Genomic DNA, 19,666 nt, shown 5'->3' with positions numbered 1-19,666 from the left:
GTCAGAACGTCCCCCCCTCGGGGATGTCGAGGAATTCACCCGAGCCGTCGGCGGCGGACCCGCCGGGTGCGGCGAAGCCGGTTTCCACCAGCCGCTCGGCCTCCCGGATCTTGGTCATCAGGGTGTCGGTCGCCCAGAACACGTCCGGCGCGAGATCCCGGAAGATCGGCGTCTTGCTGGCCTTGGCCCGGGTCGCGACGGTGCTGAACGCGCCGCCGGGGCTGGCCCCGGGATGGCCGGCCGGCAGGTACTGGGCGGCCAGGTCGCGGACCGTGGTGAGCCAGGCGACGGCGGCATCGGCCCGCGCGCTGGCGGTGCCCGCCGCCGCGACGTCGGGGACCCGGGACGCCAGCTGGCCGGTCGAGCCGTCCCGCAGGTAGTCGGCGAGCCGGGCCACCGCGGCCAGTTCCACAATGCCGCTGGCCGGGTCCTGGGAGTTGGCGTCGTACAGCTCGCGCAGCACCCGGTAGGGCCGCAGCGACCGCATCACCGGGGGCTCCAGCGAGGCGGCGATCGCCAGCAGGATGCCCTCCAGCACCGCGGGCAGCCAGTCATAGGCGGCGGTGAACTCCGAGGGCGGGGTCAGCAGCGGGTTCGGGAACGGCACCCAGGTGGAGTTCTCGTCGTCGTAGATCCGCACCGGCTCGGTGAACGGCGACGGCGGGATCTGGATCCGGCCGGTGATCTGACCGAGGAACCAGCCCGCGGTCATGGTGCGTCGCTCGTCGTCGCCCATCGGCAGCGAGGCCGACAGCGGCCGGGACCGGCGCAGTCGCCAGAACGGCCCGCGGGCCGGCCCGGCGGTCGAGGACCACTGCTGCGCAACGGGTTTGAGCACCGAGTCGAACGCCAGCGGCGAGTAGTTCGGGTACGAGCCGAACAGGTCGATGTGGGTGACGCTGTCCTCGTCGGACAGCGCCCGGCCGTAGTTGTCCCGGGTGGCCTGGTCGATGCGCGGGTTGGAGCGCAGCGCCTCGGTCAACTCGTCGGACACCGACTGACCCAGGAACGGCACCTCGGAGAACTTGTACCGGTACTCCAACCGCTGCCCGGGGTGTACCGCCTGCAGGCTCTGGTCGTTGACCGAGGCGAGCGGCCGGGCCAGCGCGAGCGCCTCGTTGAACTTCACCACCACGTCGCGGCGGCGGGCGCCCAGCTCGGATTCGGATGCCCCGACGCCCTGGATGTAGTCGCGCAGCGACACCTTGCAGAACTCGTCGAACGCCTCACCCGGGCGGGAGATGTAGAGCCGGGCCCGCACCAGCAGCTCGGCGGGGCGCACGTGCACGTCGTACTGGGCCAGCGACGGCACCAGCGAGGCACCGGTCTCCGGGTCGGTGCCGAACGCCCGGGTGACCCAGGTGGTGGTGCGCTCCAGCAGCCCGCCCGGTGCGGCCTGGCCGCCGGTGGTGGGCCACTCCCCGGAGATCACCCGGCTGGTGCTCTCGGCGACCGCGGCGTAGAACGGCGGGGCGCCCGGGCCGCTGGACAGCGCCTTGGGCAGGTCCAGCTCGTAGCGGGCCTTGAACGCCGTCGAGTTGATCAGCAGCACCTCGTTGTTGGCCTCGGCGAACCGGCCGGGCACCAACTCGTCGGCGTCGGCGGGCCAGGCCACGTACTGGTCGGTGGCCAGCCGGGCCAGCCCGAGGTCCGAGGGCTGCTCGCTGCGGGCGTTCTCCAGGATCACCTGGGCCTCGGACAGCGACTTGCTCAGCGGGCCGAGCACCTCGCCGCCGATCACCTTGAACACCTCGGCGATCTTGCGCGACGCGGCCGCATACAGCGCCCGGCGGATGTTGCCGGCAAAGCCGTCCAGCGCGGTGTGCAGCACCTGGTCGGCGTTGGCCATCACGCCGCGCAGCGACATCAGCGTGCTCTCCACATTCGGCGGCAGGCCGACGATGTCCTTGGGCCCCATCGAACCGAGATCGCCCATCGCGGTGGACAATTCGTCGTCGATGTAGCGGCGCAGCATGTCGATCGCGCCGCGCGCGTAGGGCAGGCTGAAGCCGGCCACCGAGCGGGTGGCGATGTGGTCGATCCGGTCGGCGAATTCCCGGTGCCAGGCGTGCGCGAGCTGGTAGCCGGCCTCGGTGACCGCCTGGTCCAGCGCGCCGCGCCGGTTGGCGACGGCCTGCCGGAAGATCGGCACCCACTGCTCGCCGGTCATCCCGGCCGGGTTGGGCAGGTAGCCGCGCAGCTGGCGTTCGATGATGCCGGTGGTGGTGGCGGCCACCGCGCGCGGCGGCAGCGCCAGGTTGGTCATCCAGCCGCCGAGCACCCGGATCCGGTTGGCCTCGTCGCCGGTGGCCGGCGGCAGGCCCAGCCCGTTGCAGATCGCGCCCCACTGGCTGTCCAGCAGCGAGTCGAGCTGCTCGGTGCCCGAGGCCGGGTTGCCGGGCTGCAGGTGGCCGTAGAGCAGCTTGTCGGCGGAGCTGCGGGCCAGCCGCTGCGCGGCGTACTCGGCGTAGCGGTCCCGGCCCATGCTCAGGCTGGCGAACCCGTAGGTGCCCCACGGCAGCGGGTCCCAGATCTTGTTGCCCCAGCCCAGCAGGTCGCGGTCGCCGGCCGGGGAGGCGGTGTTGCCCAGGTCGTAGGAGACGAACTGGTCGCTGGCCACCCCGGACATCATCAGCCCGGCCAGGCCGCGGCCCAGGCCGCGGTAGATGGCGTTCTGCGAGCCGTCGCCGAACAGCGTGCGGTCGGCGCCGACGTAGCGCCCGACCGGGAACACCCGGGCGAACGGGATCGGCTCGCCGTCGCCGTGCTGCTGGCCCAGGGCCCGCAGGATCCGGACGTCGTGATCGCGGGCCGCGCCGGACTGGCTGGCGACGATCTCGCCGAGCATCGCCAGCGCGTTGGCCCGCACGCCGATCCGGGCGCTCTCCGGCAGCGAGTCGAAGATGTCCGGGGTCACCATGAACACCCCCATCAGCTTGGGGTCCAGGCCCGACACCAGGGTCAGCAGCCGGCAGATGTCCAGCGCCATCGAGGCGCCGGCGCCACCGGCCATCGAGGACACCACCAGCACCAGCGGCGGCTCATTGGGATCGAATCGGCCCATGCCGGGCACCTGCAGCCGGGACATCTCCGAGATCGCCTCGACCCGGAACATCTGGTCCCAGGCGTTCTGCAGCCGCTGGCGGACCTCACCGGCCTTGCTCAGCGTGATCATCCGGCCGATGGCCCGGTACTGGCCGGCGCCTGCGGAGATCGGGTTGGTGACGCCCTCCGGGCTGCGCGGCGCCCAGGTGGCGATGGCGTCCAGCGCGCCCTCGGCCGCCAACCGCTGCGACAGCGCGCTGTCCAGGGTGGCATAGCTGCTGCCCTGCGGTCCGGTGCCGACGTAGCTGCCGCCCTGCGACGGCACGTTGGCCAGGCCGTCGGGCCCGGATTCCGCGCCGCTTGGCACGTCGATGTGCACGAACTGCCAGCCCGCGGGCAGCGAATGCACCCCGGCGCCGAGCAGTTCCGAGCGCAGCTGATCCATCATGTAGGCCAGCGTGGCTCCACCGGAGCCACCGCAGCCAACCACTAGGAAACGGCGCATCAGGATCCTCCTCCAAAGGGGTCGAACGGGTCATTGGGCCGCCCGGCGGGCGGGGGTGGTGCCGGCGGCTGGTTGCCCGGCCGCCGGATCGGGGCGTTCATGGTGTCGGCCTGGTGATCCACCTGCGGCGGCGGCACCGGCTGGTTGAACCCCGGCGGCGGGCCCGGCCGCTGCGGCGGCATCGGCCGCTGGGGCATCGGCGGCGGTGGCATCGGCGGCGGGGGCATCGGATCGCCGAAGCCGCCACCGCCGAACGGGTCCGGACCACCGAAGCCCGGGCCGGGCGCCGGGGGGCCACCGAACGGCGAGGCCGGTTCACCGGCCGCGGCGCCGACCGGCACCAGGTTGGCCGCCTCGGCCCGGCGGCGCAGCGCCGCGAGCATGTCCGGGGCCTTGCGCTCGATCTCCTCGAACAGCTTCTGCCGGGCGGCGAGGTCGGACGTTCCAGGCACCATCACCAGAATCTCGGCCTGGTCCGGCGGTCCGGCCGGGTTGTGCAGCAGCAGCCATTTGCCGTGCACGGCCAGCGGCAGCACGGCCGCCAGCCCGCTGTCGTCGGTCGAGGGCAGCTCGGAGCCGGCCGACACCAGGCCCTCGGCGGTGACCTTGACGTGCGCGGTGCCCAGCGGGCTGCGCCCGGTCACCACCGACAGGTCCACCCCGAGCACGGTCAACTCCCGCACCCCCTCGGCCAGCCCGGGCACCGGGCTGACCAGGTCATCCTCGGCCAGCGCGAACTGTTCCCCGTCGCGCGCCAGCACGCCGTGATCGACCGTGACGCCGATCCGCTCGGCCAGCATCGGCTCGCCGGGGATCTTGCCGACGTACCACTTGGCCAGGTACAGCAGGGCCACCGGGATGCCCGGGCCGAGCAGCAGCGCGGCCAGCAGCGCGAGGATGAAGTTGGTGGTGCTCAGCGGGTTCACCATCGAGGCGGTGAACGCGATGTCGACGGTCTCGGCCTCGTCCGGGTGGTCCTTGGGGGCGATGTGCAGCGGCACCGTGCCGTTGAGTCCGCCGTGCCCGTTGCGCTCGCTGTTGAGCGCCACCTCCAGGGTGCCCTGCTGGCCGTCGTCGACCTTGAGGCAGTTGCCCGGTCCGTCGGCGGCCGAGCTCAGCCGCAGCGTGCCGATGTCCTCCGGGCCCGCCGACACCGTGGCGGTGGCGCCGCCGTCGATCCACACGCAGCCCGGCCCGGTGATGGACAAGGTGCCGGTGGCGCCCTTGACGCCCTCGACGGTGCCGAAGTCGATCTGCTCGCCGGGCACCGGCAGCCCGAGCTTGGGCAGCAGCTGGATCGGCTTGTCGACCTGCTGCGGGGTGAGCTGGGTGCCCGGGGCGATCTGCACCCCGGCCGGGTCCAGTGCCGGGGCGGTGGTGATGACCAGCGACATCTTCACCTTGGCCGGGCCGGGCCGCAGGCCGGACAGGTCGATGTCGACCGGCTTGGCGATGACGTCCTTGGGCACCGCGTTCAGCACGATGACCGGGGGCGCGCCGTCGGCGGCGACCGACACCGACAGCGCCGCCGAACCGGCGATGCCGGCCGGGTCGATCGGCTTGTCCTGCCCGTCGACCAGGCCGAAGGTGACGCCCTTGACCAGCTGGCCGGCCCGCCACGACTTCTTCGGGTCGACGACCAGCGCCGGGTAGATGTCGGTGGTGATGTGGATGATGACCCGCGACAGCGCGTCCGGGTGCTCGCCGGTGGTGTCGACGTAGACGATCGCCCACTGCCCGACCCAGCCGGGCTGGCCGGCGCTGGAGATGGTGATGGTCTGCGCCGAGTCGGACTGCCACTCGTAGCTGACCGGCATGCCGTCGACGGTGGTTTCGCTCTTGCCCTCGCTCTTGGGCAGCTCGACCTGCTGGCCGGACGGCGCGATCAGGTGCGGCACGATGCCCGGCTCGCCGCCGGAGCCGACGATGCTGACCGACTTCACCGAGCGGTCCAGCACGAAGTTGTGCCGGGCTTCCTGGCAGACCTCGCCCTGGGCGCAGACGCCCTTGGTGTCCTCGATCTTCGGATCGGGGTTGAGCGCGTCGAAGGCGAACAGCATGTCGTCGATGTTGCTGACCGGATAGAACCCGCCGGGCACCGGATCGAGGATCTTGCCGCAGGCCTTGCCGTTGATGCCCTTGCCGGTCGCGATCGCCGACAGCACGTCGAAGTCGACGTCGGACTTGTCATCGCCCAGCCCGATGGCCAGCATCACGATCTTCGAGGACCGCACCTGATCGGCCATGCCGCCGGGCCGGCAGATCTCCTCGGTGGCCTTGGCGGTCATCGCCGCGACGCCCTCGGCGGTGTCCAGGTCGACCCCCGGCGCGTAGTCGCGGCCGCCGGGCCGCTGGGTGAAGTCGATCTTGCCGTCGGTGAACCAGGCGATCGCCTGGCAGCGGTTCGGGTTGCCGCCGGTGCGTCCGGCCAGCGCCTGCCGGGCGCCGTCGAGGGCCTGCCAGTAGTCGGTGTCCAGGCCGGTGTTGTGCTGCGCCATCGGCGCGATCTCGGCCTTCACCTGGTCGACGGTCTGGCCGTTGAGTGGGCTCCAGTCCTTGCGCATGGTGTATTCGGTGGAAAAGCCGGCGATCCCGACGTCCAGCTTGGCGTTGGTGCGGTCGGCGTACCGGGCCAGCGTGTCGGCCAGGTACTGCGCGGCCTTGACCCGGGCGGCGGCCGGATCGGAGTCGGTCAGGCTGCCGGACTCGTCGAACAGGATCAGCAGGTCGCCGGCCTTCTGGCCGGCCAGGCAGGCGCCGAAGCGGTCCACGGCGGCGTTGTCGGTGGCCCCGGCCGGGGTGGCCAGCAGCAGGCCGGCCGGCAGCGCCAGGGCCAGCGCGGCCAGCAGCAGCGCACAACGAGAGAACAGAGTTCGCATATCGGCCCCTACAGCCTTCCCGCCCAGAGGGCGATCTGCCAGGCGCTCAGGGCGATGCCGATCGCGGAAAACCCCAGCACCACCCAATTGGCCTTGGCCAGCCACGCCGGCGCCGAATACACCGAGCTGGTGCGCCGGCGGGTGTCGGCGGCGCCGAACCAGGCCAGCGCCCCGATCGCCACCGGGCCGGCCAACAGCCAGCCGAGCAGCGCGACCAGCACCGAGCCGAGCAGCACCGACACCAGCCCGAGCAGCACGCCGAGCACGGCGATGCCCAGCGCGGCGGCCATCAGCCGGATCGGTGGGCCGGAGACGGTCAGCGGGCCCATCGGCGCCGACGGGCCGCCGAACGCCTCCTCGCCGCCGACCGGCGCGCCGGACTCGCCGAAGAACGGGTCGAAGCCGCCGGCCGGGCCCTGCTGCTGGGGCGCCTGCGGGGGCAGCGTGAAGCCCGACGGGCTCGACGGCGGGCCGAAGCCGCCCGAGGGCGGACCGAAGCCGCCGGACGGAGGGCCCGTCGGCGGCGCCTGCGGGCGCCCCCCGAAGTCGCTGAAGTCAAAGGGATTCGACGGCGGCATATGTCCTATCCGACCTCGTCAGTACTTGTTCAGGCAGACCGCGAACGCCCGGTTGGGCGGTGCGGCGGCATAGGTTGTGTTGCAATCGGAACTCGCCGCCACCCGTTTGACCACGGTGTACACCCCGTCTCGTTGCTCGCATTCCACCTCGAACAGATCCAGCGCGTCGGCGCCGGTGTCCCGGCTCTGGATCTCCACGCACATCCCGACGGTGGCCGCCTCCAGGTTGATCTTGTCCCGCTTCCGGGTCGGCGGCGGCGCCATCGAGGTCACCGTCTTGGTCGGCGCCGGGGTGGCGGCCGCCGTGGTGGTGGGGGTGACCGTCGCGTCGTCGTCGTCGCCGCCGAGCAGCGCGAACAGGATCAGCCCGACGACCAGTGCGACGGTCAGCAGGTAGCCGAGCACCAGGCCCGCGACCGCGGACAGGTGACCGCGCTGCCCGGTCCGCTTGATCTGCGGCAGCGCGAGGTGACCGAACGCCACCCCGGCCGGCGGGATGAGCACCCCGAAGATCGGCGCGAGGACCGCGAAGGTGTTCAGCGGAGGTTGCTGGCCCGGCGGCGGAAATCCGGGCGCGCCGTAGCCACCGGAGGTGGGGGGTGGGCCGGAGCTCGCGGGCGAAAACGGATCACCAAATTGTTGCCCGAATGGGTCTCCGCCGTATGTCACCGGTGCAGTCTATCGGACCTCGGGCCGGCGACGCGGCGGCAATCCGGGCGCCAGATCCGGCGCAGCTCAGGGCTCATTGCTCGAACTTCACGTAACAGGCGAATAACGTTTCCGCTTTGTTGAAGAGGTAATTGGCCGGGCATTGCGATTTATCGCCGGTCATTTGCCTGACCTGGAATACCCCGTCGCGAATTTCGCATTTCGCGCGGTAGATATGGATCTCGTCGGCAGTCGGCTTGTCCGGGTCGGGCCGCAGTTGCTGGATCTCGACGCAGTCGCCGACCTGCAGTTCCTCCACCTTGACCGTCGGCCGGGTTTTCGGCGACGCGGTGATCACCGTCGAGGTGATGCTGGTCTGCGCCGATGTGGTGGTGGCGGTGGTCGTCGTCGTGGCAGACCCGCCGTCGTCGTCGCCGAGCAGCAGCCAGATCACCAGCGCGACGATCGCCAGCAGGATGATCACGTAGGACAGCGTGGTGCCCAGGATCGCCCGGTTGCGCCCGGCCTGGTTGCGCTTCTTGATCTGCGACAACGCCAGGTGCCCGAGCACCGCGCCGACCGGGGCGAAGACGAAGGCGAACACCACCGACAGAGTCGCCAGGGTGTTGACCTCACCGGTGGGCGGCGGGACCGGAGCCCCCGGGTAGCCGGGGGCGCCGTAGGGCGCGCCCGGGTCGCCGAACGGGGCCGCGGGCGGCATGCCGTAATTCACCGGTGGCATGCCCGCGGGATTCTGCCCGCCCGCCGCGAACGGGTCGCCGCCGAACGGGTCGCCAGGGCCGCTGAAAGTCACCAGGTGAGTTTACGGGCCACCGGAGCCGGGCATGACGCGAGTTGGCCGCACCCGTTTCCCGGGCCGGTTTGGCGTCGTCGAGGGCCACCGAACGGCTTTAGACTCACCGCCATGACTCGCGACGACCTTGCGGCGGACTGGGCCGGCGGGATCTCCCCCGCCCTGACCGGACTCGCCGACGACCGCGGTCCCGACGCCACGCCGCTGGACTTCGCCGCCGCCACCCTGACCGAGCTGCTGGCCGATCTCCGGCTGGCCTACGACACCCCGGCCGAGGCGATCCACCCCGACCAGCGGCCCGACCTGCTGGCGATCGCCGGCTATCTCGGCGAGACCCTGCTGCAGGTCTGCAGCGGACGCTGGGACTGGGACGACGAACCCGGGTTCGCCGAGCGGGGTCGGCCGCAGATCACCGATCCCGCGGTGCTGGCCGCGCTGACCGAGGGCTACTGGGGTTGGGACGCCAACCCGGCCGGCACCCCGCCGGGCATCCCGGTGCTGGCCCCCGATCCGGTGCTCGGCATCGCCGCGATCTCGCCGCTGCACCTGGTGCTCTCGGCGCTCAGCGACCGCGGCGGAGACCCCTGGCGGTCGCGCTACGACGAGTTGGCCGCGGCGGTGTCCGACTACGCCGCGGCGCATCCGGACTGGGCACCCGAGCAGACCGAGACCCCCGGCGTCGGGGACTGCTACGGCATCCCCGGCCCGTCCCCGATCCTGAACGCCTGGCTGGCCAAGTGGGACAACGAATTCCACAGCTGGGCCGAGCGATACCCGGGGGATTGGGATTTCGGCGGGGAATCGCTGGACCGCCTCGACGACCTGGTGGCGGCGCACGCCACCGGCCCGCAAGACCTCGACGCCCCGCAGAACCGTTTCCTGATCGAGGGTGCCGTCTGGTACCTCGGTGAGGCGCAGCGGCGCGGCGGCCGGCCGTCCCGCTGGGTCTACCGCGATTGGCGGGACATGCCGACCGACTCCGACCTCGCCCACTTCGAACTCCAAAGCAGCGACAACGCCGCCGTGTCCTTGCCATACATCATCCTGAGCTCCGCGGCGGAGGACCAGGATCGAAAGTCGCGCAGGAAATTCGACCGTTGGCGGTCGTGATCCCGACGCCGCGGTGCGGCATCACTCCTGACTTCCCCCGATTGATCCGTTCCGGAGGCACGCCATGCCCAAACTGATTTCGTCCCGCATCATCTCGGCCCTACTGGTCGCGGCGCTGTGCCTGCTTGGCATCGCGCCTGCGCCAATGGCCGTCGCCGCGCCGTCGGCGATCGCGGCGACCCTGCCGGCCCTCGACCCCGCGGCCGGCCCGGCCACCGGCACGCCCGAGGGGTACTACTACCAGGGCGTCGACCCAACCCTGGCGACGCTAACGAAGGGTTCGGAGCAACTCAGTCAGAAGTACCTCATTGATCACGATATTTACGATCTGGACCTCAAGACGCTGACGCCCGGCACGCTGGAGCACTTCCTCAAGCGCTGGACCATGTACAAGGGCAAGTGGAGCTTTGAGCGGTGGCGCGACGCGTACATCACCATCATCGAGAACCAGCGCAAGGGCATGGCATTCGAGAAGTTCGTCTTCGAGAAGTTCGGCCTGGACCCGACCCAGTGGCGCACCAACGCGCGGCTCCCGGCGGAACTGCTTGAGAAGAGCCGGCCCTACGACATCACCAACACCTACGACAAGGGCGGCGAGGTCAGCATCCCGCCCGTCGGCGACCGGGTGGTCTTCGAGCTGAAGTCCGGATCCACGCTCAACAGCCACGCCAGGGCGCAGTTCAAGAAGAACCTGGTGGACCTCGCCAAGGCCGGTTCGGAGCTGGTCCTGATCTTCGGTTCCGAGCCCACCCCGGAAACCGTGGCCTGGATCAAAAAGGCGCTGGAGGGGTATTCGGGGCCCCCGGTCACCGTCCGCTACCTGCTCACCGTCGGGGTGCCGGAGTCAACCCAGCCCACCGGGTCGACGATCAACAGCGAGGCGATCGCCGAGTCGTTCGACAACCCGCAGGATCAGGCCGAATTCGAGCAGGTCTCCACCGACATCCTCGGTGACATCGAAGGCGAGCAGGGTGGCCCGAACCCGGTCGAGAACCCGACCCCGCAGCCCGGGGGCACCCCGGCCGGTGACCTCGGCGGTATCGACTTCACCTCGCTGGAACTGCGGTACGTGACCGATTCGGTGAACGGCAATCCCGTCAACCGCTACGCCTTCCGGACCGGCAGCCTGCCCGACGGCGCCCCGTCCTTCGGCGGGCGACGCAACGCCGCCATGGCGACCGATGCCCTCAACGTGTGGCTGGCGCTGTCCCCGGAGAAGTTCTGGGTGAACCTCCATCCCTACGAACCCGACCGCATCATTGACCCGGCGTTCGGCCGGACTCAGGCCGGCCAGGTGCTGTTGGAGGCCGACCTGGAGATGAAGGAGGCGTCCGGGCGGATGCAGCGCTCCGACACCGAGTTGGGCCGCAAGTTCATGGAGGTGCTGCAGGGCGAGAACAAGTGCTTCCTGGGCCGCCGCCAGTGGATCGAACCGCTGCCCGCCAGCATCCATGAGGACGGCGATCAGCTCTACATCCTGGAGATCCCGCTGACCGTGCAACTCGGCAAGGAGGACAGTGACGTCAGCCCAGGGCAGAGCTGCCCCGACCAGGACCCGGCGATCACCACGAGCAACGGCGAGCTGTACGAAAAGATGATCATGCCCGCGGTGGTCCAGTCGGTGAATCACGATCCGGAGTTCGCCGACCTGCGCCGGGTGTACGCCAGCCGGGTGGCCGCGGAGTGGTATCGCAAGCGCAACGCGATCAAACCGAATCAGTATGCCAAGCAGATCGATTCGGGCAACGTCGACAAGTGGACCACCGACTGGGATCAGCGCGAGGTGTTCGACCGCTTTGTCACCTCGTTCAACAACGCCAAGCCGATCTTCACCTGGCAGACCAAGGTGGGCGACGTCACCTGGACCCACAACAAGGCCTGGGGCGGGGTGGACTTCTTCAAGGTCGAGCTCAACGATGTGGGTGCCGAGAAGTTCGCGCAGGACTACCCCGAACTCACCGCGGTCGCCCGGGCACCGTTGGCCGGGACCACCGCGGTGCAGGACCAGATCTGGCTCGGCGGCGCGACCGTGGTCGGGGACCCCGCCCAGCTGTGGCCGATGCAGGTCACCCCGTGGACGCCGTTCCGGATCCCGACACCGGCGCCCCAGCGGGTGCTGTTCTACCTGGCGATCCTCACCCCGGTCGCGGTTTGGGGTGCGGTCGGCGGGACGCTGATCTGGCGGCGGCGCCGCGCCGGACGGGGGATCTGAGATGTCCAAGCCCTGGCAGACCCACGGCGGAGGCGGCAGCGGTTCGGGGGCGGACCCGTTCGGCGGGGGCGGCTTCGGCGGCCCGGACCCGTTCGGCGGCGGGTGGGGCGCACCGCCGGCGGCTCCCCCGCCCGCACCCGCACCCGCACCACCGGTGCGTCCGGCCTCGGCACGCCCGGCTCCGGCACGTCCGGCACCGGCGTCCGGGGCGCGGCTGCCCGAGCGGGTGTTCGCCGCCAACCTGCTGCTCGGCGGGATCGCCGCGGTGCTGGTGTCGACGGCCGCCCTCACCCTACTTGCGCTGCCCGAATTCCGTTACCAGTACCGGGAATTCGGCGCGCTGACCCCCACCGCGGTGACGCTGGCCGCCGGTCTCGGCGGTTGGGCGGTGGCGATGCTGGCGCTGGTCGTCGGCAATCGCCGGGGCCACCGGGCCGCTCGGCTGCTGTCGGTGCTGAACTCCGCGGCGCTGATCGTCGCCTCCGGCGTGGCCCTGGTGCTGCGGCCCGGCGCGCAGGTCGGCTGGTTCGGCGCGCTGATCTGGGTGATCGGCCCGCTGCTGATCCTGGCCGCGGTCGCCGCGGCGGTGCTGCTGTGGCCCGGGATCGGTCGCCCGTCGCTGCCGCCCCCGGCGGCCCGCGGCGACGACGCCGAGGCCACCGTCGTGTTGCGGCCCGCGGCGACGCCGCCGAGGCCGGCGGGCCCGCCGCCGCCGACCGCCCGGCCGGGCGATTTCAACCCGTTCGGCTGACGCCGGTGTAGGACGAGCACCCCGACACCGCGGCGCCGGCCGCGGGCAGCGCCTGCGATCTCGACAGGTTGAACTCGGTCCAGGACCGCGCCGGCTGCTGCGGGCGTGCCACGCATCGGCGGGCCTGCTCGGGCAACCGGAGCAGCGCGGCGTCGGCATCCGGTGACAGGGTCGACAGGTAGCCGGCATCCAACCGCGGTGTGCACCTCGAAGGATTCGGCGCGCAACCGCGCCACGATCGCCGCGAGGATGGTGGGCTCGTCCTCGACGACCAGGATCCGCTGCATTCCTCCGACACTAGGGCCCGTTCGTGGGCCTTCCGCGCGGCGAATGTGAAGGAATTGTGCAGGTTCTCCGGCCCGCGCTAGGCGCGCTGGCTGGAGACCGAGATGACCTCGCCGGTCAGGTAGCTGGAGTAGTCACTGGCCAGGAATGCGATGGTGGCGGCAACCTCCCACGGCTCGGCGGCCCGGCCGAACGCCTCGCCGTCGGACAGCCGGTCCAGCAGGTCCGCGGAGCTGACCTTCTCCAGGAACTTGTGCCGGGCGATGCTCGGGGACACCGCGTTGATCCGCACCCCGAACTCGACGGCCTCCACCGCGCTGCACCGGGTCAGCGCCATCACCCCGGCCTTGGCCGCGGCGTAGTGCGACTGGGAGTGCTGGGCGCGCCAGCCCAGCACCGAGGCGTTGTTGATGATCGACCCGCCGTGCCCGGCGTCGCGGAAATACCGCAGCGCCGCACGGGTGGACCGCATCACCGAGGTCAGCGACACGTTGAGCACCCGGTCCCACTCGTCGTCGGTCATGTCGACGACCGGGGTTTCCCCGCCCAGCCCGGCGTTGTTGACCAGCACGTCGATCCGGCCCATCGCGGCGGCGGCGCCGGCGATCAGCGCGTCGACGGCGGCGGTGGAGGTCACGTCGCAGACGATCGCCTCGACCCGGCCCAGCCCGAGGCCGGCCAGCTCGGCCCGGGTCTCCTCCAGCCGTCGCTCATGGTGATCGGAGATGACCACGTCGGCGCCCTCGGCCAGAGCGCGGCGGGCGGTCGCCGAGCCGATGCCGGTGCCCGCGGCGGCGGTCACCACGACCACCCGTCCGCTCAGCAGGTTGTGGCCCTCGATTTCGGCGGGGGCAATGCTCAGGTTCACCTTGCTCGAGTCCATAGTGCTCAGCCTTTCGCTTCCCGGGGCAGGCCGAGCACGCGCTCGGCGAGGATGTTGCGCTGGATCTCGTTGGATCCGCCGTAGATGGTGTCCGAGCGGGAGAACAGGTACAGCCGCTGCCACTCGCTGAAGTCGGGGTTCTCGCCGTCCTCCAGGACGAGCCCGGACGTGCCGAGCACATCCATCGCGAGCTCACCGAGGCCGCGGTGCCAGTTGGCCCACAGCAGCTTGGACACGTTGTCCTGACCGGGGCGCTCCACGTCCATGGTGGCCAGCGCGTATTCGCGCATCCCGCGCAGCCCCACCCAGGCCCGGGTGAGCCGGTCCCGGATCAGCGGGTCGTCGATGGCGCCGTTGTCGCGGGCCAGGGCGACGATGCCGGACAGCTCGCGGGCGTAGCGGATCTGCTGGCCCAGGGTGGAGACGCCGCGCTCGAAGGTCAGCGTCCCCATCGCCACCCGCCAGCCGTCGCCGGGTTCGCCGACCACCAGGTCGGCGTCGGCGCGGGCGTCGTCGAAGAAGACCTCGTTGAACTCCGAGTCGCCGGTCAACTGGACGATCGGGCGGACCTGCACGCCCGGTTGGTCCAGCGGCACCAGCAGGTAGGACAACCCGGCGTGCCGCTTGGAGCCGCGCTCGGTGCGGGCGATGACGAAGCACCACTGCGCCCAGTGCGCCAGCGAGGTCCACACCTTCTGGCCGTTGATCACCCACTGGTCGCCGTCGAGCGTCGCGGTGGTGGCCACGTTGGCCAGGTCGCTGCCGGCGCCCGGCTCGGAGTAGCCCTGGCTCCACAGCTCGGTGACGTCGAGGATCCTGGGCAGGAAGCGCTGCTGCTGGGCGGGGGTGCCGAAGGCGATCAGCGTCGGCCCGAGCAGTTCCTCACCGAGGTGGTTGACCTTGTCCGGGGCGTTGGCCCGGGCGTACTCCTCGTAGAACGCGACCCGGTGCGCGACGGACAGCCCGCGGCCGCCGTGCTCGACCGGCCAGCCCAGGCAGGTCAGCCCGGCCGCGGCCAGGTGCTGATTCCAGGCTCGGCGTTCCTCGAACGCCTCGTGCTCACGGCCCGGACCACCGAGCCCCTTCAACTGTGCGAACTCACCGACCAGGTTGTCGGCCAGCCAACCGCGGACCTCGGCCCGGAACTCCTCGACCCCAATCACCCCTGTAGGCTAACCTACCAAGCACTTGCTTTGTTACTCGTGTGGGAGCAATCGATGATGAGCGTTCCGCAGACCACTCCTGCGGTGCTGGACCGGAGCGCCCGGATCTTTGCCGACCGCGACGCCGTGGTCACGCCGGACCGGACGATCAGTTACGCCGGACTGCGCGACGAGGTGCGCCGGGCCGCCGCGGCGATGATCGATCTGGGCGTGGCCCCCGCCGACCGGGTGGCGATCTGGTCGCCGAACACCTGGCACTGGGTGGTCGGCTGCCTGGCCGCGCACTGGGCCGGCGCCGTCGTGGTGCCGCTGAACACCCGCTACACCGCGGCCGAGGCCACCGACATCCTGGCCCGCACCGGCGCCCCGCTGCTGCTGTGCGCCGGGCAGTTCCTCGGCGCCGATCGCTCCGCCGAACTCGATCGCGACGAACTGCCCGCGCTGCGGCACATCGTCCGGATCCCGGTGCAGACCGCCGATCCGGGCTGGGACGACTTCGTCGCCCGCGGCGCGGACCCGGAGCTGCTGGCCGAGGCCGACCGCCGGGCCGCCGCGGTGGCGCCCACCGATGTCTCCGACATCCTGTTCACCTCCGGCACCACCGGCCGCTCCAAGGGTGTGCTATGCGCGCACCACCAGTCGCTGGCCGGCTCGGCGGCCTGGGCGGACTGCGGCCAGATGACCGAGGCCGACCGCTACCTGTGCATCAACCCGTTCTTCCACAACTTCGGCTACAAGGCCGGCATCCTGGCCTGCCTGCAGACCGGGGCCGCCCTGGTGCCGCAGCTGACCTTCGATCCGGTCGGCGCGATGGAACTGGTTGCCGCCCAGCGGATCACCGTGCTGCCCGGGCCGCCGACGATCTTCCAGACCCTGCTCGACCACCCGGCGCGCCCCGACCACGAGCTGTCCTCGCTGCGGTTCGCGGTGACCGGCGCGGCCACCGTTCCGGTGGTGCTGATCGAGCGGATGCAGTCCGAGCTGGACATCGACATCGTGCTGACTGCCTACGGCCTGACCGAGGCCGCCGGCTTCGGCACCATGTGCCGCCCCGACGACGACGCACTGACGGTGGCCAGCACCTGCGGTCGCCCGATCGCCGACTTCGAGCTGCGCATCGACGGGGCAGGCGAGCCCGGCGCCGCGGGCGAGGTGCTGCTGCGCGGGCCGTGCGTGATGCTCGGCTACCTCGACGACGCCGAGGCCACCGCCGCCGCCGTCGACGCCGACGGCTGGCTGCACACCGGTGACATCGGCACCGTCGACGCCGCAGGCAACCTCACCATCACCGACCGGCTCAAGGACATGTACATCTGCGGCGGGTTCAACGTGTACCCGGCCGAGATCGAGCAGGTGCTGTCCCGGCTGCCGGGGGTCGCCGAGGCCGCGGTCATCGGGGTGCCCGACGAGCGGCTCGGCGAGGTCGGCAAGGCCTTCGTGGTGCGGCTGCCCGGCGCCGAACTCGACGAGGCGACCGTCATCGCGCACGCCAGGGAGAGCCTGGCCAACTTCAAGACTCCGCGATCGGTGGAGTTCCTCGACGCGCTGCCGCGCAACCCCGGCGGCAAGGTCGTCAAACCACTGCTGAGGGAAAGGGCCTGAATGGACCTGCATTTCGACGACGAGACGGAGAACTTCCGCACCGAGGTGCGCGAGTTCCTGGCCGCCCACCGCGCCGACTTCCCAACCGAGTCCTACGACACCGAGGTCGGCTTCGCTCAGCATCGGCGCTGGGACCGGATCCTGTACGACGCCGGCCTTTCGGTGATCGCCTGGCCCAAGGAGTACGGCGGCCGCGACGCGACGCTGCTGCAGTGGGTGGTCTACGAGGAGGAATACTTCGCCGCCGGCGCCCCGGGCCGGGCCAGCGCCAACGGCACCTCGATGCTGGCGCCGACGCTGTTCGCGCACGGCACCACCGAGCAGCTGGAGCGCATCCTGCCGAAAATGGCCAGCGGCGAAGAGATCTGGGCGCAGGCCTGGTCGGAGCCGGAGTCCGGCAGCGACCTGGCCTCGCTGCGCTCGACGGCCACCCGCACCGACGGTGGCTGGCTGCTGCGCGGGCAGAAGATCTGGAGCTCGCGGGCCCCGTTCGGGGAGCGCGCATTCGGGCTGTTTCGCTCCGACCCGACCGCGCAGCGCCATCACGGGCTGACCTATTTCATGTTCGACCTGAAGGCCCCCGGCATCACCGTGCGCCCGATCCACCAGCTCGGCGGCGAGACCGGCTTCGGGGAGATCTTCCTGGACGACGTGTTCGTGCCCGACCAGGACGTGATCGGCGAACCGAACCAGGGCTGGCGGGCGGCGATGAGCACGTCGTCCAATGAGCGCGGCATGTCGCTGCGCAGCCCGGCCCGGTTCACCTCGGTCGCCGACCGACTGGTGGCGCAGTGGAAGTCCCAGCCCGATGCCGCCATCCGGGACATCTTCACCGACCGGGTCGCCGACGCCTGGATCAAGGCGCAGGCCTACCGGCTGCAGACCTTCGGCACCGTCACCCGGCTGGCCGCCGGCGGCGAGCTGGGCGCCGAGTCCTCGGTGACCAAGGTGTTCTGGTCGGACCTCGACGTCGACCTGCACCAGACCGCGCTGGACCTGCGCGGCGCCGACGCCGAGCTGGCCGGGCCGTGGACCGACGGCTACCTGTTCGCCCTGGGCGGCCCGATCTACGCGGGCACCAACGAGATTCAGCGCAATATCATTGCCGAGCGGTTGCTCGGGCTGCCGCGGGAGCCGAAGGCATGAAGGCACTTGGACAGCCGATAAACACCGCCGAGCGCCTCCTCGGCCTGCCTCGGGAGCCCAAGGCATGAAGGCACTTGGACAGCACACCGACATGGCCGCGGGAAAGCCGATAGGGGCTTAGGGAATCATGCATTTTGATCTGGACGAACAGCAGCGGGACTTCGCCGCGAGCATCGATGCCGCCCTGTCGGCGGCCGACGTACCGGCCGCGGTGCGGGCCTGGGGCGACGGCAACACCGACCCCGCCGGCGCCCTGTGGTCGACCCTGGCTGATCTCGGCGTGCCGGCGCTGCTGGTGGCCGAGGAGCACGACGGCATCGGCGCGCATCCGGTCGACCTGGTGGTGGCCTGCCAGCGACTGGGCTACTGGTGCGTGCCGGGACCGGTCACCGAATCCGTCGCGGTGGCACCGCTGCTGCTGGCCGGCGATGCCGAACGCAGCGCGGCGCTGGCCTCCGGTGAGCTGATCGCCACCGTCGCCCTGGCCGGCGACCAGCCGCGCGCGGTCAACGCCGACTTCGCCGGGCTGACCCTGACCGCGGCCGACGGGCAGGCCGCGGTGGCCGAGGTCGGCGCCGGGCACGCCTCCATCGATCCGAGCCGGACGCTGTTCGACGTCACCGCCACCGGTGACTCCTGGGCCGTGGACACCGCCCGGGCCGGCGCGTTCGGGGCACTGGCCACCGCCGCCCAGCTCGTCGGCGCGGGTTCGGCGCTGCTGGACGCCTCGGTCGAATACGCCAAGCAGCGCACCCAGTTCGGCCGGGTGATCGGCTCCTACCAGGCCATCAAGCACAAGCTGGCCGACGTGCACATCGCCCTGGAGCTGGCCCGCCCGCTGGTCTACGGCGCCGCCCTGGCGCTGGCCGACGGCACCGACACCGCGATCCGCGACGCCAGCGCCGCCAAGGTGGCCGCCGGCGAGGCCGGGCTGCTGGCGGCCCGGTCGGCGCTGCAGACCCACGGCGCCATCGGCTTCACCCAGGAGCACGACCTGTCGCTGCTGCTGCTGCGGGTGCAGGCCATCCGCAGCGCCTGGGGTGATCCCACCGTTCATCGTCGTCGCGTCCTGGAGGCCCTGTGAGCACCACCAAAGAAGAACGCGCCCTGCTGGTTTCGACGGTCGCCGACCTGATCGGCCGGCACGCCGGGCCGGAGGCCGTGCGCGCGGCGCTGGACTCCGAGCGCGGCTACGACGAACGGCTCTGGCAGCTGCTGTGTGAGCAGGTCGGCGCCGCCGCCCTGGTGGTGCCCGAGGATCTCGGCGGCGCCGGCGGCGGGCTCATCGACGCGGCCGCCGTGCTCGCCGAGCTGGCCCGGCACCTGGTGCCCTCCCCGCTGCTGGGCAGCACGCTGGCCGAGCTGGCGCTGCTGTCGGTCGAGGAGCCCGACGGCGACACCCTGGGCGCCCTGGCCGAGGGGTCCTCGATCGGCGCGGTGGTCTTCGACCCGGAGGTGGTGGCCGGCGGCGACGTCGCCGACGTCGTCATCGGCGCGGCCGACGGCACGCTGTCCCGGTGGACCGCCTTCGACGCCCACCCGCTGCCGACCATGGACCCCACCCGCCGGTTGTCCCGGCTGACCCCGCGCGAGACCGTGCCGCTGGGCACCGACCCGGGGCTGGCGGACCTCGCCGCGCTGCTGCTGGCGGCCGAGCAGGTCGGCGCGGCCACCCGCTGCCTGGAGCTCACCGTCGCTTACGCCAAGGAGCGGGTGCAGTTCGGCCGGCCGATCGGCAGTTTCCAGGCGCTCAAGCATCGGATGGCCGACCTGTACGTGCTGGTGCAGACCGCCGGTGCGGTGGTCGACGCCGCGCTGGCCGACCCGAGCCCGGAGTCCGCCGCGCTGGCGCACGTCACCGCGACCGAGGCGTTCGGCGCGGTGGCCGGTGAGGCCATCCAGATCCACGGCGGCATCGCGATCACCTGGGAATGCGACATCCAGCTGTACTTCAAGCGGGCGCACGGCAGCGCGCAGTTGCTGGGCACCGTCGGCGACGCGCTGCGCCGGCTGGAACCCGTCGCGCTCGCGTAGCCTGAGCCGGT

The 19,666-nt window shown here is 71.4% G+C and carries 15 protein-coding genes; 7 read left to right on the top strand and 8 right to left on the bottom strand.

Features of this window, described 5'->3' with window-relative positions:
* Position 1: 1 nt before the first annotated feature.
* The 5 genes from G6N10_RS16295 to G6N10_RS16275 form a co-directional block, all read right to left on the bottom strand.
* The gene (locus tag G6N10_RS16295) at positions 2–3,550 is read right to left on the bottom strand and encodes a tubulin-like doman-containing protein (RefSeq protein WP_085096650.1); all 3,549 of its coding nucleotides are present in this window, start codon (positions 3,548–3,550) and stop codon (positions 2–4) included.
* Positions 3,550–6,429 (bottom strand): vWA domain-containing protein, encoded by a 2,880-nt coding sequence (locus G6N10_RS20615; protein ID WP_085096653.1) that lies wholly within the window; start codon positions 6,427–6,429, stop codon positions 3,550–3,552. Before G6N10_RS20615 ends, G6N10_RS16295 begins: the two co-directional genes overlap by 1 nt.
* Positions 6,430–6,437: 8 nt before the next feature.
* Complete coding sequence (locus G6N10_RS16285; RefSeq protein ID WP_085096656.1) at positions 6,438–7,007, bottom strand: hypothetical protein; 570 nt, start codon at positions 7,005–7,007, stop codon at positions 6,438–6,440.
* Between the two features lie 18 nt (positions 7,008–7,025).
* Positions 7,026–7,676, bottom strand: a complete 651-nt coding sequence (locus G6N10_RS16280; protein ID WP_085096659.1) for a DUF4190 domain-containing protein — start codon at positions 7,674–7,676, stop codon at positions 7,026–7,028.
* Between the two features lie 73 nt (positions 7,677–7,749).
* The gene (locus G6N10_RS16275) at positions 7,750–8,469 is read right to left on the bottom strand and encodes a DUF4190 domain-containing protein (protein WP_234810571.1); all 720 of its coding nucleotides are present in this window, start codon (positions 8,467–8,469) and stop codon (positions 7,750–7,752) included.
* Positions 8,470–8,580: 111 nt separating this feature from the next.
* On the opposite strand from G6N10_RS16275, the gene G6N10_RS16270 reads away from it, so the two are divergent.
* The 3 genes from G6N10_RS16270 (at position 8,581) to G6N10_RS16260 (ending at position 12,542) form a co-directional block, all read left to right on the top strand.
* A complete protein-coding gene (locus G6N10_RS16270) occupies positions 8,581–9,579 on the top strand; it encodes a hypothetical protein (RefSeq protein ID WP_085096662.1) in 999 nt (332 codons plus the stop codon).
* A gap of 64 nt (positions 9,580–9,643) precedes the next feature.
* A complete protein-coding gene (locus G6N10_RS16265) occupies positions 9,644–11,791 on the top strand; it encodes a hypothetical protein (RefSeq protein ID WP_085096665.1) in 2,148 nt (715 codons plus the stop codon).
* 1 nt (position 11,792) lies between these two features.
* Positions 11,793–12,542, top strand: coding sequence for a hypothetical protein (locus G6N10_RS16260; RefSeq protein ID WP_163742141.1), 750 nt, complete (start codon positions 11,793–11,795; stop codon positions 12,540–12,542).
* Here G6N10_RS16260 and G6N10_RS16255 read toward each other — a convergent pair.
* The 3 genes from G6N10_RS16255 to ipdE1 form a co-directional block, all read right to left on the bottom strand.
* Positions 12,526–12,735, bottom strand: a complete 210-nt coding sequence (locus G6N10_RS16255) for a hypothetical protein (RefSeq protein WP_163742138.1) — start codon at positions 12,733–12,735, stop codon at positions 12,526–12,528. The genes G6N10_RS16260 and G6N10_RS16255 overlap by 17 nt on opposite strands.
* 171 nt (positions 12,736–12,906) lie before the next feature.
* Positions 12,907–13,695, bottom strand: coding sequence for a (5R,7aS)-5-hydroxy-7a-methyl-1-oxo-2,3,5,6,7,7a-hexahydro-1H-indene-carboxyl-CoA reductase (gene ipdF, locus G6N10_RS16245; RefSeq protein WP_085096802.1), 789 nt, complete (start codon positions 13,693–13,695; stop codon positions 12,907–12,909).
* Positions 13,696–13,715: 20 nt separating this feature from the next.
* Positions 13,716–14,873 carry an acyl-CoA dehydrogenase IpdE1 gene (ipdE1, locus tag G6N10_RS16240; protein WP_085096671.1) on the bottom strand — a complete coding sequence of 386 codons (1,158 nt, stop codon included), beginning with the start codon at positions 14,871–14,873 and terminating at the stop codon, positions 13,716–13,718.
* 54 nt (positions 14,874–14,927) lie between these two features.
* Here ipdE1 and fadD3 point away from each other — a divergent pair, with 54 nt between their 5' ends.
* The 4 genes from fadD3 to ipdE2 all read left to right on the top strand — a co-directional run bounded on the left by fadD3 (position 14,928) and on the right by ipdE2 (position 19,655).
* A complete protein-coding gene (gene fadD3 / locus G6N10_RS16235) occupies positions 14,928–16,475 on the top strand; it encodes a 3-((3aS,4S,7aS)-7a-methyl-1,5-dioxo-octahydro-1H-inden-4-yl)propanoate--CoA ligase FadD3 (RefSeq protein WP_085096804.1) in 1,548 nt (515 codons plus the stop codon).
* Positions 16,476–17,621 carry an acyl-CoA dehydrogenase family protein gene (locus tag G6N10_RS16230; protein WP_085096674.1) on the top strand — a complete coding sequence of 382 codons (1,146 nt, stop codon included), beginning with the start codon at positions 16,476–16,478 and terminating at the stop codon, positions 17,619–17,621. It begins immediately after the preceding gene.
* Between the two features lie 127 nt (positions 17,622–17,748).
* Positions 17,749–18,705, top strand: coding sequence for an acyl-CoA dehydrogenase family protein (locus tag G6N10_RS16225; RefSeq protein WP_085096677.1), 957 nt, complete (start codon positions 17,749–17,751; stop codon positions 18,703–18,705).
* Complete coding sequence (gene ipdE2, locus G6N10_RS16220) at positions 18,702–19,655, top strand: acyl-CoA dehydrogenase IpdE2 (RefSeq protein WP_085096680.1); 954 nt, start codon at positions 18,702–18,704, stop codon at positions 19,653–19,655. Before G6N10_RS16225 ends, ipdE2 begins: the two co-directional genes overlap by 4 nt.
* Positions 19,656–19,666: the final 11 nt, after the last annotated feature.

This window comes from Mycolicibacterium fallax (assembly GCF_010726955.1).
Taxonomy (GTDB): Bacteria; Actinomycetota; Actinomycetes; order Mycobacteriales; family Mycobacteriaceae; genus Mycobacterium; species Mycobacterium fallax.
This window is presented reverse-complemented; position numbering and strand designations above follow the sequence as displayed.

Excerpts from the sequence above, each read along its gene's own strand:
- G6N10_RS16295 (WP_085096650.1), bottom strand. The coding sequence starts at position 3,550 with ATGCGCCGTTTCCTAGTGGTTGGCTGCGGTGGCTCCGGTGGAGCCACG.
- G6N10_RS20615 (WP_085096653.1), bottom strand. The coding sequence starts at position 6,429 with ATGCGAACTCTGTTCTCTCGTTGTGCGCTGCTGCTGGCCGCGCTGGCC.
- G6N10_RS16285 (WP_085096656.1), bottom strand. The coding sequence starts at position 7,007 with ATGCCGCCGTCGAATCCCTTTGACTTCAGCGACTTCGGGGGGCGCCCG.
- G6N10_RS16270 (WP_085096662.1), top strand. The coding sequence starts at position 8,581 with ATGACTCGCGACGACCTTGCGGCGGACTGGGCCGGCGGGATCTCCCCC.
- G6N10_RS16265 (WP_085096665.1), top strand. The coding sequence starts at position 9,644 with ATGCCCAAACTGATTTCGTCCCGCATCATCTCGGCCCTACTGGTCGCG.
- G6N10_RS16260 (WP_163742141.1), top strand. The coding sequence starts at position 11,793 with ATGTCCAAGCCCTGGCAGACCCACGGCGGAGGCGGCAGCGGTTCGGGG.
- fadD3 (WP_085096804.1), top strand. The coding sequence starts at position 14,928 with ATGATGAGCGTTCCGCAGACCACTCCTGCGGTGCTGGACCGGAGCGCC.
- G6N10_RS16230 (WP_085096674.1), top strand. The coding sequence starts at position 16,476 with ATGGACCTGCATTTCGACGACGAGACGGAGAACTTCCGCACCGAGGTG.
- G6N10_RS16225 (WP_085096677.1), top strand. The coding sequence starts at position 17,749 with ATGCATTTTGATCTGGACGAACAGCAGCGGGACTTCGCCGCGAGCATC.